A 15,588-nucleotide genomic window follows, 5' to 3' on the forward strand; every position below is an offset into this window, starting at 1 on the left:
CGCTCTGGCGAAGTCCCACAAGCAGGCCTTTCGCGTAACCCGATTGTCGTCGGCCCAGTGGGTGCAGTGCGGTAACGCCAGGGGGATCGCGAGAGCGCGTTTGAGCCGGTGGTCGTAGCCCAAAATCGACGTCAGATGGGCCAATTCTCCCGCGTTGTGGGATCGGTGCGTGTGGCAGAAATAGGGTTCGGTGAAATGCGTCCTGTTGGTTTGCCGCGGGGTTAGATTTCACCCACCGGTGTTGTCGTGTGCATCGGTTGTTGGCTGCCCGAGCTATTGGAGTTGATTGGTGGTGTCACAAATGTCGTTTGTGGTGGTGTCCCCGCAGGTGGTGGTGGCGGCGGCGGCGGATTTGTCGGTGTTGGGGTCGACGATCAGCGCGGCCAGCGCGGCGGCGGCAAGCGCGACGACAGCGGTGGCCAGTGCGGCACAGGATGAGGTGTCGGCGGCGATCGCGGGGTTGTTTTCTGAGCATGGGCGCGATTATCAGGTGTTGGCGGGGCGGGTGGCGGGGTTTCATGAGCAGTTCAGCGCGGTGTTGGCCGCCAGCGCGGGGGGGTATGCGGGCGCGGAGGCTTCCGCGGCGCAAGGCCTGCTGGATGCGGTGAACGCCTCGAGTGTGGCGGTGACGGGGCGGGCGTTGATCGGCAACGGCGCCAACGGGGCCAGTGGTGGGGTGGGTCAGGCCGGTGGTGATGGCGGCTGGTTGTTCGGTAGCGGCGGCAATGGGGGTAGTAGCAGTGATGCGGGCACACCCGGGGGTGCGGGCGGGTCGGCGGGGTTGATCGGTAACGGCGGGGCTGGTGGGACCGGGGGGGGCGGCGGGGTTGGGGGGGCCGGGGGGCGCGGTGGCTGGGTGTGGGGTTCGGGTGGGACCGGTGGGGCCGGGGGTAGCTCGACGGCGGTGGGGGGCACCGGCGGGATGGGCGGTGCTGGTGGTGCGACCGGGTTGATCGGCCATGGCGGGGCTGGCGGGGTCGGTGGGGCCGGCCTCAGCGGTCACGGCGGGGACGGGGCCGCCGGTGGGCGCGGCGGCTGGCTCATCGGTGACGGCGGGGCCGGCGGGGCCGGCGGGGCCGGCGATCCCCTCAGCGGTACCGGTGGTGGTGGCGGCGGTGGTGGGTCGGCGTCGGTGCTCGGCGCTGGTGGCGGCGGCGGGCAGGGCGGCTCGGGTGGCCACAGCGGCGGTGCTGGTGGTGGGGCAGGTGATGGCGGGCTGGTGTATGGCTCGGGTGGGGCCGGTGGGGCCGGCGGGACCGCCGCCGCGACCGCGGGTACCGGCGGGGCTGGTGGTCTGGGCGGCAACACCGGATTATTCGGAGCCGGTGGGGCTGGTGGGGCCGGGGGCGGCAATGCCGGCGGTGACGGCGGTCACGGTGGGGGCGGCGGCCGCGGCGGGTGGCTCTATGGTTCGGGTGGGGCCGGGGGGGCCGGTGGGGCCGGTAACGGGGTCGATGGTGTCGGCGGGTCCGGCGGGTCCGGCGGGGCCGCCGTCTTGATCGGGTCCGGGGGGGCCGGTGGTGTGGGCGGCGGTTACGGCGGTGACGGCGGCCGCGGCGGCGATGCCGGACTGCTGATCGGTAACGGCGGTAACGGGGGTGTCGGGGCGGCCGGCTACGACGGGACCACCGGGGCTAGCGGCGGGGCCGGTGGTGACGGCGCCAACGGTGGGGCCGGCGGGGCCGGCGGGGCCGCGGGAGTGATCGGGCTGGGCGGCCATGGCGGGGCCGGCGGCACCGGCGGTGCCGGCGGCACCGGCGGCGACGCCTCGACCGCCGGTGGCGCCGGTGGCGACGGCGGTACCGGCGGTACCGGCGGGGCCGGGGGGGCCGGGGGCAAGGCGCTGATCGGGATCGCCGGTAACGGCGGTGTCGCCGGTAACGGCGGCAGCGGCGGTGCCGGTGGGACCGGTGGGGCCGGTGCCAGCAGCGCCGGCGGCACCGGCGGTAACGGCGGGGCCGGCGGGGCCGCGGGTGCTGGGGGTGCGGCCGGGGCCGGCTGGGGCGCCCACACCGGCACCACCGGCACCGGCGGCCAAGGCGGGGCCGGTGGTGACGGCGGGACCGGGGATAACGGTGCGGCCGGCGCGGCCGCGGCCACCGGCGCCCCCGGCTACAACGGTGGGGCCGGCGGTACCGGCGGGGCTGGTGGTGCCGCCGGGGCCGGCGGCACCAACGGTAACGGCGGTCAAGGCGGTAACGGCGGGGCCGGCGGGGTCGGCGGTGGCGGCGGGGCCGGTAACAACAGCAACGGCGGGGCCGGCGGTGACGGCGGTGACGGTGGGGCCGCCGGTGCCGGTGGGGCCGCGGGCAGCGGTGCCGGCAGCGCGGGTGTGGCCGGGAACGCCGGTGTCGGTGGCCAGGGCGGGGCTGGTGGTGATGGCGGGACCGGGGATAACGGCGCGGCCGGCGCGGCCGCGGCCACCGGCGGTGACGGCTACGCGGGTGGGGCCGGCGGTAACGGCGGGGCCGGTGGGGCCGCCGGGGCCGGCGGCACCAACGGTAACGGCGGTCAAGGCGGTAACGGCGCCACCGGCGGGGTCGGCGGTGCCGGCGGGGCCGGCAACAACAGCGACGGCGGAAACGGCGGCACCGGCGGTGACGGCGGGGCCGCCGGCGCTGGTGGGGCGGCCGGTACCGGTGCCGGCAGCGCCGGTGTCGCCGGTAACGCCGGTGTCGGCGGCCAAGGCGGGGCCGGTGGTGATGGCGGGACCGGCGATAACGGCGCGGCCGGGGCCACCGCGGCCACCGGCGGTGACGGCTACGCGGGTGGGGCCGGCGGTACCGGCGGGGCGGGTGGGGCGGCCGGGGCCGGCGGCACCAACGGCAACGGCGGCCAAGGCGGTAACGGCGCCACCGGCGGGGTCGGCGGTGCCGGCGGCACCGGTGCCAACAGCGACGGCGGTAACGGCGGTAACGGCGGGGTTGGCGGGGCCGGCGGTAACGGTGGGGCCGCCGGCGCCGGCACCGGTAGCGCCGGTCTCGCCGGTAACGCCGGTGTCGGCGGTGACGGCGGGGCCGGTGGTAAGGGTGGGATCGGTGATGACAACACCACCCCGGGCGGCGCCGGTTATACCGGTGGGGCCGGTGGGGCCGGCGGGGCCGGCGGGGCCGGCGGCAACAGCGCTGCTGGGGGCATCAACGGCAGCGGCGGGAACGGCGGGGCCGGCGGGGTCGGCGGTAACGCCGGTAACGCCGCCGACGGCGACACCACCGGCGCCGGGGCCGGCGGGGCTGGTGGTGCCGGCGGGGTCGGTGGGGACGCCGGCGCGGCCGGAACCGGCGGCACCGGCGGGGTCGCCGGGGTCGCCGGGGCTGGCGGCACCGGCGGTAACGGCGGTAACGGGGGCAGCGGGTACCCCGACAGCTACACCGGCGGCGCCGGTGGTGGCGGTGGGGCCGGCGGGGCCGGCGGGACCGCCGGCGCCGGCGGCACCAACGGTGCCGGCGGTCACGGCGGTAACGGCGGCGACGGCGGGCAGGGCGGGGCCGCCACCGCGGGCAATACCGGCGGCTACGGCGGCCAAGGCGGCGCCGGTGGCGGCGGTGGTGACGCCGGGGCCGGTGTCGGCGCCGGCGCTAACGGCGGCAACGGCGGCAACGGCGGCACCGGCGGACAGGGCGCCAACGGCGGCGATGGCAGCGCCACCGCCGGCGGCGACGGCGGTCACGGCGGCACCGGAGGCGACGCCGGCATCGGGGGAACCGCCTCCGGTGCGGCCACCGCCGGCAGCGCCGGTGTCGGCGGTAACGGCGGGGCCGGCGGCAACGGCGGGACCGGCGATGCCGGCAGCGACGGCGCCACCGGCACCACCGGCGGTGATGGCTTCAACGGCGGGGCCGGCGGCACCGGCGGCGATGGCGGGGCAGCCAACGGCGGGACCGCCGGCAACGGCGGCGCCGGCGGTAACGGGGCCAAGGCCGGCAACGGCGGCACCGGCGGCAACGGCACCGACGGCAGCAGCTCCACCAGCGGCGTCGGCGGTGACGGCACCGCCGGCGGTAACGGCGGCAACGGCGGCACCGGCGGCGCGGCCGGTGCCGGTGGGGCCGCCGGCAGCGGTAACGGCGGCACCACCGGCACCAACGGCACCGCCGGTGACGGCGGCACCGGCGGCAAAGGCGGCACCGGCGGCACCGGCGGCACCGGCGCCGATGGTTCGCTGGCCGGCTTCGACGGCGGCACCGGCGGCACCGGCGGGGCCGGCGGCCACGGCGGGGCCGGCGGGGCCGGCATCAACGGCAGCGGCGGCGGCACCGGCGGGGCCGGCGGCAACGCCGGCGCCGGCGGCAACGGCGGCCAAGGCGGCATCGGCTTGGGCACGGGCCCCGGCGGCACCGGCGGCACCGGCGGCCAAGGCGGTAACGGCGGGACCGGCGGCGCCGGCACCGACGGAGGCAACGGCGGCACCGGCGGCGCCGGCTCCGACGGGGGTAGCGGCGGCACCGGCGGCGCAGGTGCCGGCGCCTTCGCTGATGGCGGCAAAGGCGGCACCGGCGGCACCGGTGGTAGCGGCGGGGACGGCGGCGCCGGTAACGGCGGCGGGGTCGACGGCGACGCGGGCACCAGCGCCACGGGAGGCGCCGGCGGCAACGGCGGCACCGCCTCAGGCGGTAAGGGCGGCGACGGCGGTGACGGCGGTGATGGCGGTGATGGCGCCACCTCATCCGGCAGCGGCAACGCCAGCGACGGCGGCACCGGAGGTAACGGCGGCGATGGCGGTGCCGGCAACATCGCCGGCACCGGCGGCACCGGCGGCAACGGCGGCACCGGCGGCACCTCATCCGGCAGCGGTAACGCCGGTAACGGCGGCAACGGCGGCACCGGCGGCACCGGCGCCGCTGCTGCCCTGTCCGGTGACGGCGGCAACGGCGGCAACGGCGGGGCCGGCGGCAACGCCACAGGCAGCGGTAACGGCGGCAACGGCGGCAACGGCGGCAACGGCGCCGCCGGCGTCGACGGCGCCAGCGCGGGAGCCCCCGGCGGCAACGGCGGCAACGGCGGTGCCGCCGGGGCCGCCGGCACCGCCACCGGCGGCGGCGCCAACGGTGCTGCAGGCACCGGCGGCACCGGCGGCGACGGAGGCAACGGCGCCGCCGGCGACAACGGCACCGACGCCGCCAGCGGCACCGGCGACAACGGCACCGACGGCACCGCCGGCGGCAACGGCGGCAACGGCGGCACCGGCGGCGCCGGCAACGGCGGAACCGCCGGCAACGGCGGCAAAGGCGGCAACGGCGGCAAAGGCGGCACCGGCGGCAAAGGCGGCACCGGCACCGACGGCAGCAGCACCACCGGCGGCACCGGCGGCAACGGCAACACCGGCGGCAACGGCGGCAACGGCGGCACCGGCGGCAACGCCGGCGCGGGCGGTGCCGCCGGCACCGGTAGCGGTGGCAGCTCCGGCGCTAACGGCACCGGCGGCACCGGCGGCACCGGCGGCAACGGCGCCAACGGCGGAAACGGCGGAAACGGCGCAGGCGGTGCGCTCACTGGCTGGAACGGCGGCGACGGCGGCGCCGGCGGTGATGCCGGCGGCGGCGGCAACGGCGGCGCCGGCATCAACGGCACCGGAGGCGGCACCGCCGGCAACGGCGGGACCGCCGGCAACGGCGGGACCGGCGGCAACGGCGGCCCAAGTGGAGTCCTTTCCGCAGGTGGGAACGGCGGTGCCGGCGGCAACGGCGGCGCCGGCGGCGAAGGAGGAAACGGCGTCGACGGCGGCGGCGGCGGCACCGGCGGCACCGGCGGCACCGGCGGTAGCGGCGGCACCGGCGGCAACGGCGACAGCATTGGCGGGGTCGGCGGCACCGGCGGCAGCGGCGGCCAAGGCGGCGGCGGCGGCGCCGCCAACGGAGGCGGCAACGGCGGCAGCGCTGGGGACGGCGGTGGTGGCGGCACCGGCGGCCTAGGCGGCAGCGAGGGACAGGGTACCGGCGGTGCCGGTGGTGCCGGCGGTACTGGTGGTGCCGCCGGCAAGGGCGGCAGCGCCACCGGAGGCGGGGTCGGCGGTGACGGTGGCAACGGAGGCCAAGGCGGTGGCGGCGGCAACGGCGGCATGTCCGATTTAAACCCGGGCGGCAACGGTGGTAATGGCGCGGACGGCGGCACCGGTGGTGATGGGGGCGACGGCGGCGGCGGTGGCGGCGGCGGCGATGGCGGCGGCGGCGGCACCGGCGGCCAAGGCGGCACCGGCACCAGCAGCGGCAGTGCCGGTAGCGACGGCACCACCGGCGCCAATGGCGCACACGGGTCGTAACTATTCAGGTATCGCTCTCAATACCCCAGGCCGAAGGCGACCCGGCGGAGTTTGCGGAGCCGGGCAGCTGTCGGTTTGGTGGCTCTACCGAGTTCCCGACTTTCGCAGTTTCAGGGGCGCGTACGGGTGTAGTCGACGCGGCCGACGCGGGCTGATGTGATGGACTTGCGGGTATGCCCAAGAGTCGTGGCCGCCGTAGGACCGCTAAGGCCAAAACGTCGCGTCGTTCGCTTCGTCCGACCCATCCGGCGGACCAGCTGCTAGGACGCCGCTGATGTAATGGCCCCTGGTGGGTTGGCGTCGACGGCGTCCGAATTCTGACCCGTGACGGCATCTGAAAATTGACCCCTTGGATGGTCGGTCGGTGGTGGGGTCAGGCAATCGCCCAGCCCGCGGCTCCGTGGTGTAGGCCCAGGGCGGCCAGTCGGGCGAGGTTGATGGCGCCGGCTCGGGCCAGGATGTCGGTCAGGATGCGTTTGTGTCCGCGGCAGCGGGCTCTTCGGCCACCCCAGGGGCGGTGGGTGAAGTGGCTGATCTTGCGTTCCACCACCGGCCGATAGGTCCGGTAGTCCTGCTGCCAGGCCGGATCTCGTTGGCGCGCTTTGGCGTGCTGCAGCGCGGCTTCCCGCGGGTGAATGCTGATCACGCGCCCCCGACGGGACTTCGTGCACTCCGCCCGCAACGGACACGACTGACACAGCACACCGAAGCGCGCCACGGGGTGACGCACACCAGCGCGGATGCTCACGGTGTGATCAGCCGGGCAGGTGACGGTGCGGCCGGCCAGATCAATCCTGAACTGGTCTTTGGAATAGCCGTTGGCGTTGCGCACCGGAGGCACTTTGGCGCGCATGTCATGACCCCGCTGGGTCTGCTCATCCAGCGTAGCCCCGCCGGCGTAGGCCGAATCCCCATACACCTCAAACCCTTTGGACCCCGAACCATTCTGTGAGTCGCTACCGTCGTCATCGTCATCGTCCGATTCGGCATCGGCAGGTGCGCCCGCGACGGGTTCGTTCAGCAGCTCGTCGATGACCTCGCGATCGGCGGTGTTGGCCGCGGTGATGGCCACATTGGTGATCAGCTCCTCATCCGGATCCACACTGAGGTGACTTTTGTAACCGTCGAAGGTACGGGCCCGTGACTTGTGCCCGTGGCGGGCCTCGACATCGACGGTGGAGATCAGCCGATCCCGGGCCACCCGCCGGGCGATACGAAACACCCCATCCTCGCCGGCCTCGACGTCTTGGCCGGCCACCAACCCCAGCAGCTGGGCGGCTTCGGCGAGCGGCCCGTCCAACTCGCGGCCATCCAGCACCTCCAACGCCGCCTGGGCATCGCGGGCCAGCGCATCCACCAGCGACTCTCGGGCTTTCGGGTCGTCCCAGTCGCACGGCGGCTTACCCAGGCTGGCGTAGTCATCGTCGCGGGTCAGCACCTGCCGCACCGCACCCGCCAACGCAGGATCGGCCCGGTCAGCCACGGACAGTACTTTGCGGATCGCGGCCCGCAACTGGATCACCGTGTCCTGAGTGGCCACCGCATCAAACAACGGGGTGGAATCCAACACCCGCCGCCGTCCCCGTAACAACCCGGCCGCTTGGGCGGTGGTATTGACGTCATCGAACAACCGCCGCGGCCGATCGGACTTCCGCAGCCGGTTGCGCATCCCAACGAGCACCGTGGGGTGAAAAGCCTCCGCCCCCACTGTCAACCCGGCAGCGGCCTTCCAACGCAAGTCGAAAGCCAGCCGGTCACACGCTTCCCGATCCGACAAGCCCTCGTAGGCCTGCAACAGCATCACCGTGGCCACCACGCGCGCCGGCACAGTCGGGCGGCCCCGCGTCGAGGCCTTGAACAAGTCGGCGAAATAGTCATCGCCGAACAGCGCGCCGCCGTGCTCGGCCAACAGCCGATAGATGCTGCCCTCGGGCAACTGATCACCCACCAGAAGCATCGCGTCATCGAACCGGCCCTGCCGATTCTCACATCCCAACGCCACCCACCGATCCTCATGGCACACCCGCGCCAAACCCGGTCAGGCACGCCGAAACCCGGGCCACTAAATCAGCAGCGTCCTAGGTGATGCCAGACGCTTCGGGGGTTTCGACAATGCGCTGCGCGCAGAGATCTGGGCCAGTAGCGAGCTGGGCCAAATCTGGGTGAAAGCAACCGGTGCCGTCCTGGTCCCGGCCACAATCGCCCCAAAAATCACACGGGCCTCATACGCCTAACTGCGAAACTCAAGGAAGCAGTCACGATCGGATAACTGCCAGGTAGCGGGTGATGTTGGTTGGTGGGTGTGGTGGTGGGGGTTTTGTGGGGGTGTTGGTTGTGGTTGGTCACTGTGGGTGGGGGTTGGGGTTGTGGTGTTGTACAGGTGTTGGGCGTGGCGGGGGGTGGGGGTGGTGGTCGCGCAGAGGGTGCGCTGAAATGCGCGGGCTGGGGTGGTGGGGGTCGTAGGGTGTGTTCGTCGTTGTCGGTGGCTGTGGGCTGCACGTCATCGGGCCGGTATCGGCCCGGGGGTGGTGGCCGGTCTGGTGGGAGGGTTGTCATGTCGTCGTTTGTGGTGGTGTCTCCGCAGGTGGTGTTGGCGGCGGCGGCGGATTTGTCGGTGTTGGGGTCGACGATCAGCCAGGCGAGTGCGGCGGCGGCAAGCGCGACGACAGCGGTGGCCAGTGCGGCACAGGATGAGGTGTCGGCGGCGATCGCGGGGTTGTTTTCTGAGCATGGGCGCGATTATCAGGTGTTGGCGGGGCGGGTGGCGGGGTTTCATGAGCAGTTCAGCGCGGTGTTGGCCGCCAGCGCGGGGGGGTATGCGGGCGCGGAGGCTTCCGCGGCGCAAGGCCTGCTGGATGCGGTGAACGCGCCGAGTGTGGCGGTGACGGGGCGGGCGTTGATCGGCAACGGCGCCAACGGGGCCAGTGGTGCGGTGGGTCAGGCCGGTGGTGATGGCGGCTGGTTGTTCGGTAGCGGCGGCAATGGGGGTAGTAGCAGTGATGCGGGCACACCCGGGGGTGCGGGCGGGTCGGCGGGGTTGATCGGCAACGGCGGCAATGGTGGGACCGGGGGGGCCGGCGGGGTTGGGGGGGCCGGGGGGCGCGGTGGCTGGGTGTGGGGTTCGGGTGGGACCGGTGGGGCCGGGGGTAGCTCGACGGCGGTGGGGGGCACCGGCGGGATGGGCGGTGCTGGTGGTGCGACCGGGTTGATCGGCCATGGCGGGGCTGGCGGGGTCGGTGGGGCCGGCCTCAGCGGTCACGGCGGGGACGGGGCCGCCGGTGGGCGCGGCGGCTGGCTCATCGGTGACGGCGGGGCCGGCGGGGCCGGCGGGGCCGGCGATCCCCTCAGCGGTACCGGTGGTGGTGGCGGCGGTGGTGGGTCGGCGTCGGTGCTCGGCGCTGGTGGCGGCGGCGGGCAGGGCGGCTCGGGTGGCCACAGCGGCGGTGCTGGTGGTGGGGCAGGTGATGGCGGGCTGGTGTATGGCTCGGGTGGGGCCGGTGGGGCCGGCGGGACCGCCGCCGCGACCGCGGGTACCGGCGGGGCTGGTGGTCTGGGCGGCAACACCGGATTATTCGGAGCCGGTGGGGCTGGTGGGGCCGGGGGCGGCAATGCCGGCGGTGACGGCGGTCACGGTGGGGGCGGCGGCCGCGGCGGGTGGCTCTATGGTTCGGGCGGGGCCGGAGGCGCCGGTGGGGCCGGTAACGGGGTCGATGGTGTCGGCGGGTCCGGCGGGTCCGGCGGGGCCGCCGTCTTGATCGGGTCCGGGGGGGCCGGTGGTGTGGGCGGCGGTTACGGCGGTGACGGCGGCCGCGGCGGCGATGCCGGACTGCTGATCGGTAACGGCGGTAACGGGGGTGTCGGGGCGGCCGGCTACGACGGGACCACCGGGACTAGCGGCGGGGCCGGTGGTGACGGCGCCAACGGTGGGGCCGGCGGGGCCGGCGGGGCCGCGGGAGTGATCGGGCTCGGCGGCCATGGCGGGGCCGGCGGCACCGGCGGGGCCGGCGGCACCGGCGGCGACACCTCGACCGCCGGCGGCGCCGGTGGCGACGGCGGTACCGGCGGTACCGGCGGGGCCGGGGGGGCCGGGGGCAAGGCGCTGATCGGGATCGCCGGTAACGGCGGTGTCGCCGGTAACGGCGGCACCGGCGGTGCCGGTGGGACCGGTGGGGCCGGTGCCAGCAGCGCCGGCGGCACCGGCGGTAACGGCGGGGCCGGCGGGGCCGCGGGTGCTGGGGGTGCGGCCGGGGCCGGCTGGGGCGCCCACACCGGCACCACCGGCACCGGCGGCCAAGGCGGGGCCGGTGGTGACGGCGGGACCGGGGATAACGGTGCGGCCGGCGCGGCCGCGGCCACCGGCGCCCCCGGCTACAACGGTGGGGCCGGCGGTACCGGCGGGGCTGGTGGTGCCGCCGGGGCCGGCGGCACCAACGGCAACGGCGGTCAAGGCGGTAACGGCGGGGCCGGCGGGGTCGGCGGTGGCGGCGGGGCCGGTAACAACAGCAACGGCGGCACCGGCGGTGACGGCGGTGACGGTGGGGCCGCCGGTGCCGGTGGGGCCGCGGGCAGCGGTGCCGGCAGCGCCGGTGTGGCCGGGAACGCCGGTGTCGGTGGCCAGGGCGGGGCTGGTGGTGATGGCGGGACCGGGGATAACGGCGCGGCCGGCGCGGCCGCGGCCACCGGCGGTGACGGCTACGCGGGTGGGGCCGGCGGTAACGGCGGGGCCGGTGGGGCCGCCGGGGCCGGCGGCACCAACGGTAACGGCGGTCAAGGCGGCAACGGCGCCACCGGCGGGGTCGGCGGTGCCGGCGGCACCGGCAACAACAGCGACGGCGGCACCGGCGGCACCGGCGGTGACGGCGGGGCCGCCGGCGCCGGTGGGACGGCCGGTACCGGTGCCGGCAGCGCCGGTGTGGCCGGTAACGCCGGTGTCGGCGGCACCGGCGGGGCCGGTGGTGATGGCGGGACCGGCGATAACGGCGCGGCCGGGGCCACCGCGGCCACCGGCGGTGACGGCTACGCGGGTGGGGCCGGCGGTAACGGCGGGGCGGGTGGGGCGGCCGGGGCCGGCGGCACCAACGGTAACGGCGGCCAAGGCGGTAACGGCGCCACCGGCGGGGTCGGCGGTGCCGGCGGTAACGGCGCCAACAGCGCCGGCGGTGACGGTGGGGCCGGCGGGGTTGGCGGGGCCGGCGGTAACGGTGGGGCCGCCGGCGCCGGCACCGGTAGCGCCGGTCTCGCCGGCAACGCCGGTGTCGGCGGTGACGGCGGGGCCGGGGGTAAGGGTGGGATCGGTGATGACAACACCACCCCGGGCGGCGCCGGTTATACCGGCGGGGCCGGTGGGGCCGGCGGGGCCGGCGGGGCCGGCGGCAACAGCGCTGCTGGGGGCATCAACGGCAGCGGCGGGAACGGCGGGGCCGGCGGGGTCGGCGGTAACGCCGGTAACGCCGCCGACGGCGACACCACCGGCGCCGGGGCCGGCGGGGCTGGTGGTGCCGGCGGGGTCGGCGGGGACGCCGGCGCGGCCGGAACCGGCGGCACCGGCGGGGTCTCCGGGGTCGCCGGGGCTGGCGGCACCGGCGGTAACGGCGGTAACGGGGGCAGCGGGTACCCCGACAGCTACACCGGCGGCGCCGGTGGTGGCGGTGGCGCCGGCGGGGCCGGCGGGACCGCCGGCGCCGGCGGCACCAACGGTGCCGGCGGTCACGGCGGTAACGGCGGCGACGGCGGGCAGGGCGGGGCCGCCACCGCGGGCAATACCGGCGGCTACGGCGGCCAAGGCGGCGCCGGTGGCGGCGGTGGTGACGCCGGGGCCGGTGTCGGCGCCGGCGCTAACGGCGGAGGCGGCGGCAACGGCGGCACCGGCGGACAGGGCGCCAACGGCGGCGACGGCAGCGCCACCGCCGGCGGCGACGGCGGTCACGGCGGCACCGGAGGCGACGCCGGCATCGGGGGAACCGCCTCCGGTGCCGCCACCGCCGGCAGCGCCGGTGTCGGCGGTAACGGCGGGGCCGGCGGCAACGGCGGGACCGGCGATGCCGGCAGCGACGGCGCCACCGGCACCACCGGCGGTGATGGCTTCAACGGCGGGGCCGGCGGCACCGGCGGCGATGGCGGGGCAGCCAACGGCGGGACCGCCGGCAACGGCGGCGCCGGCGGTAACGGGGCCAAGGCCGGCAACGGCGGCACCGGCGGCAACGGCACCGACGGCAGCAGCTCCACCAGCGGCGTCGGCGGTGACGGCACCGCCGGCGGTAACGGCGGTAACGGCGGCACCGGCGGCGCGGCCGGTGCCGGTGGGGCCGCCGGCAGCGGTAGCGGCGGCACCACCGGCACCAACGGCACCGCCGGTGACGGCGGCACCGGCGGCAAAGGCGGCACCGGCGGTAACGGCGGCACCGGCGCCGATGGCTTACTGGCCGGCTCCGACGGCGGCAACGGCGGCAACGGCGGTGCTGGCGGTGCTGGCGGTGGCGGTGGTAGCGGTATCGGTGGTACCGGCGGAGGCCAGGGCGGCGCCGGCGGTAATGCCGGTGCTGCGGGCAGCGGCGGCACCGGCGGTCACGCCACCGGCCTTGGCGAGGTCGGCGGGGCCGGCGGCCACGGCGGGGCCGGTGGGGTCGGCGGGGCGGGTGGCGGCGGCACCGACGGTGGGGCCGGCGGGGCGGGTGGCCAGGCCAGCGCCGGCGGTAACGGCGGCAACGGTGGTGAGTCCAACGCAGGTGACGGCGGTACCGGTGGCGATGCCGGCGTCGGCGGCACCGGCGGTAGCGGCGGCGCCGGCAGCGGTGGTGGGGCCGACGGCGACGCGGGCGCAAGCGCCAAGGGCGGTGCCGGCGGCAACGGCGGCACCGGCCAGGCCGCGGGGGGTGCTGCCGGCAACGGCGGCGATGGCGGGGCCGGCGTTACCGCCACAGGCGGCGGTAACGCCGGTCACGGCGGCGCCGGCGGTAACGGCGGCACCGGCGGTAACGGCAACACCACCGCCGGCGTCGGCGGCACCGGAGGAACCGGAGGAACCGGCGGGACAGCCTTAGGAAGCGGTAACGCCGGCAACGGCGGCGCAGGCGGCACCGGCGGCAACGGCGGCACCGGCACCGGCGGCACCGAGACCAGCGTCGCCGGCAAGGGCGGGGATGGCGGAGCCGGCGGCAACGGCGGCACCTCGTCCGGCAGCGGTGCTGCCGGCGACGGCGGCAACGGCGGCAACGGCGGCAACGGCGACACCGGTGGCGATGGCGGCGACGGCGGGGCGGCCGGCGCCGCCAACGGCACTGCGGGCACCGGCGGCAACGGCGGAGACGGCGGTAACGGCACCGCAGGCATCGACGGCGCCGACGCCGCCAGCGGCACCGGCGACGACGGCGGCGACGGCAACGCGGGCGGCAACGGCGGCAACGGCGGCAACGGCGGAGCTGCCAACGGCGGTACCGCCGGCAACGGCGGCAAAGGCGGCAACGGCGGCACCGGGGGCAAGGGTGGCGCCGGCGGCAGCGGCGCCGACGGCGGCGACGGCGGCGGCAGCAGTGGCACCGGCGGCGACGGAACCACCGGCGGCAACGGCGGTAACGGCGGCAACGGCGGCAACGCCGGGCACGGAGGCGCGGCCGGCACCGGTAGCGGCGGTGCCGCGGGCGCCAACGGCACCGGCGGCACCGGCGGCCAAGGTGGTGACGGCGCCACCGGCGGCAACGGCGGCAACGGCGCTGGGGGCTTCCTTGCTAACACCAACGGCGGCAACGGCGGCCAAGGCGGCCAAGGCGGCAAGGGCGGCCAGGGCGGTGCTGGCATCGGCGGCACCGGCGGCGGCAACGGCGGCAACGGCGGAACCGCCGGCAACGGCGGCAACGGCGGCACCGCCGCGACACCCCTCCTCACGGCCGGCGGCTCAGGCGGTGCCAGCGGCGCGGGCGGCGGCGGCGGAACCGGAGGTGACGGTGTCGACGGCGGTAATGGCGGTGCCGGCGGCCAAGGCGGCAACGCTGGAATCGGAGGCACCGGCGGCGCCGGAAGCGGCAGCGCCAGCGCCGGCCCCGGCGGCGACGGCGGGATCGGCGGGAACGGCGGTTCTGGCGGCAACGGCAATACCGGCGGAAAAGGCGGCGGCGGGGGCATCGGCGGCCAGGGCGGCACCGGCGGCGCCGGTGTCGAGGGCAGGCCGGCGGGTGCCGGCGGAACAGGCGGCAGCGGCGGCAACGGCGGGATTGGCGGTACCGGCGATGACGGCGGCGGCGCTGGCGGCCAAGGCGGCGGCGGCGGCAACGGTGGAGATGGCGGCAATGGCGGGGAGGACGGAAGCTTCAGCATGGGTGGCAACGGCGGCAATGGCGGCCAACCCGGCAAAGGCGGCAACGGCGGTGACACCTCCGGCAGCGGCGTCGGCGGCACCGGCGGTACGGGCGGCATGGGCGGTGACGGAGGAAACGGCGGCACGTCCGTCTCGAGCCAGGGCGGCAACGGTGGCGATGGCACGAACGGCGGCAACGGTGGTGACGGAGGCAACGGTGGCGGCGGTGGTGACGGTGGTGCCGGCGGCGATGGTGGAACCGGCGGCCAAGGCGGCCAAGGCGGCAGCAGCAGCGGCGACGCAGGTAGCGACGGCACCACCGGCACCAGTGGCGCACACGGGTCTTAAGCTGGGTGGCTGGTGTCGAACGGGCCTTGTGGGGTAGGTGGTAACCGTTCTTGCAGTTAGCCCGGATTTTTCGTGAAACGTTACGTGTCGCGGGGTGCAGATAAGCGAAAGTGCCTGTCCTGCAGAAAATAGTTGGACTTCTCTACGGTTCAACAAGCTCGGACGGGAAGGCGCTTCGCAGGTGGTGCGACACGAGGTCGCATGTGTAAGTGGCGCGTTGAGTGGAGGTCGGCGGTGTTGTCGATGACGTTGCTTGGACACCTGCGCCCCGTACACCTCGGCCAGGTGCGCGGCGATCTCGCCGTGGGTTAACCCTTTGGCGGACAACGAGTTCACCAGCTCGTCGATCCCGGACAGCCGGCGTTGGCGTTTGCGCGCGATCTGCGGCTCAAACAAGCCGTCACGTTCCCGCGGTATCGCGACCTCCACTGGCCCGACGTCGGTCAGCAGCTGCTTGGTGAGGGCGCCGTTGCCGGAGTTGCCGCCGTTCGGCCGCCCGGATCGTGCTTGGCGTAGCCGAGATGATCAATCATCTCGCCCTCGGCCGCAGATTCGATGATCCTCTTGGTGAGCTGGGCCCAGCAGGCCGTCCTCCCCGGTCAACCGCAGCCCCTGCGAGCTGGCCCGATCCACCAACTGCCCGACCAGCTGCTGGTCCACCTCGTCCAGATCCACCACGACGTCCGGCCTA

At 76.2% G+C, this 15,588-nt stretch carries 3 protein-coding genes and 1 pseudogene; 2 read left to right on the top strand and 2 right to left on the bottom strand.

Annotated features, from left to right (window positions below; genetic code table 11):
• Positions 1 to 301: 301 nt before the first annotated feature.
• Complete coding sequence (locus tag AADZ78_RS27395) at positions 302 to 6,259, top strand: PE family protein (RefSeq protein WP_341343648.1); 5,958 nt, start codon at positions 302 to 304, stop codon at positions 6,257 to 6,259.
• A 373-nt stretch (positions 6,260 to 6,632) separates the two neighbouring features.
• Here AADZ78_RS27395 and AADZ78_RS27400 read toward each other — a convergent pair whose 3' ends face one another.
• Positions 6,633 to 8,261: a transposase gene (locus AADZ78_RS27400; RefSeq protein WP_085250103.1), complete on the bottom strand. Its 1,629-nt coding sequence runs from the start codon at positions 8,259 to 8,261 to the stop codon at positions 6,633 to 6,635.
• A gap of 552 nt (positions 8,262 to 8,813) precedes the next feature.
• Between AADZ78_RS27400 and AADZ78_RS27405 the strand changes: the two genes are divergently transcribed.
• The gene (locus AADZ78_RS27405; protein WP_341343667.1) at positions 8,814 to 14,897 is read left to right on the top strand and encodes a PE family protein; all 6,084 of its coding nucleotides are present in this window, start codon (positions 8,814 to 8,816) and stop codon (positions 14,895 to 14,897) included.
• A 249-nt stretch (positions 14,898 to 15,146) separates the two neighbouring features.
• Here the strand turns inward: AADZ78_RS27405 and AADZ78_RS27410 are convergent.
• A pseudogene (locus AADZ78_RS27410) lies at positions 15,147 to 15,572 on the bottom strand (transposase); the annotation flags it as partial.
• Positions 15,573 to 15,588: the final 16 nt, after the last annotated feature.

The organism is Mycobacterium riyadhense, from assembly GCF_963853645.1.
In the GTDB taxonomy this organism is placed as follows: Bacteria; Actinomycetota; Actinomycetes; order Mycobacteriales; family Mycobacteriaceae; genus Mycobacterium; species Mycobacterium riyadhense.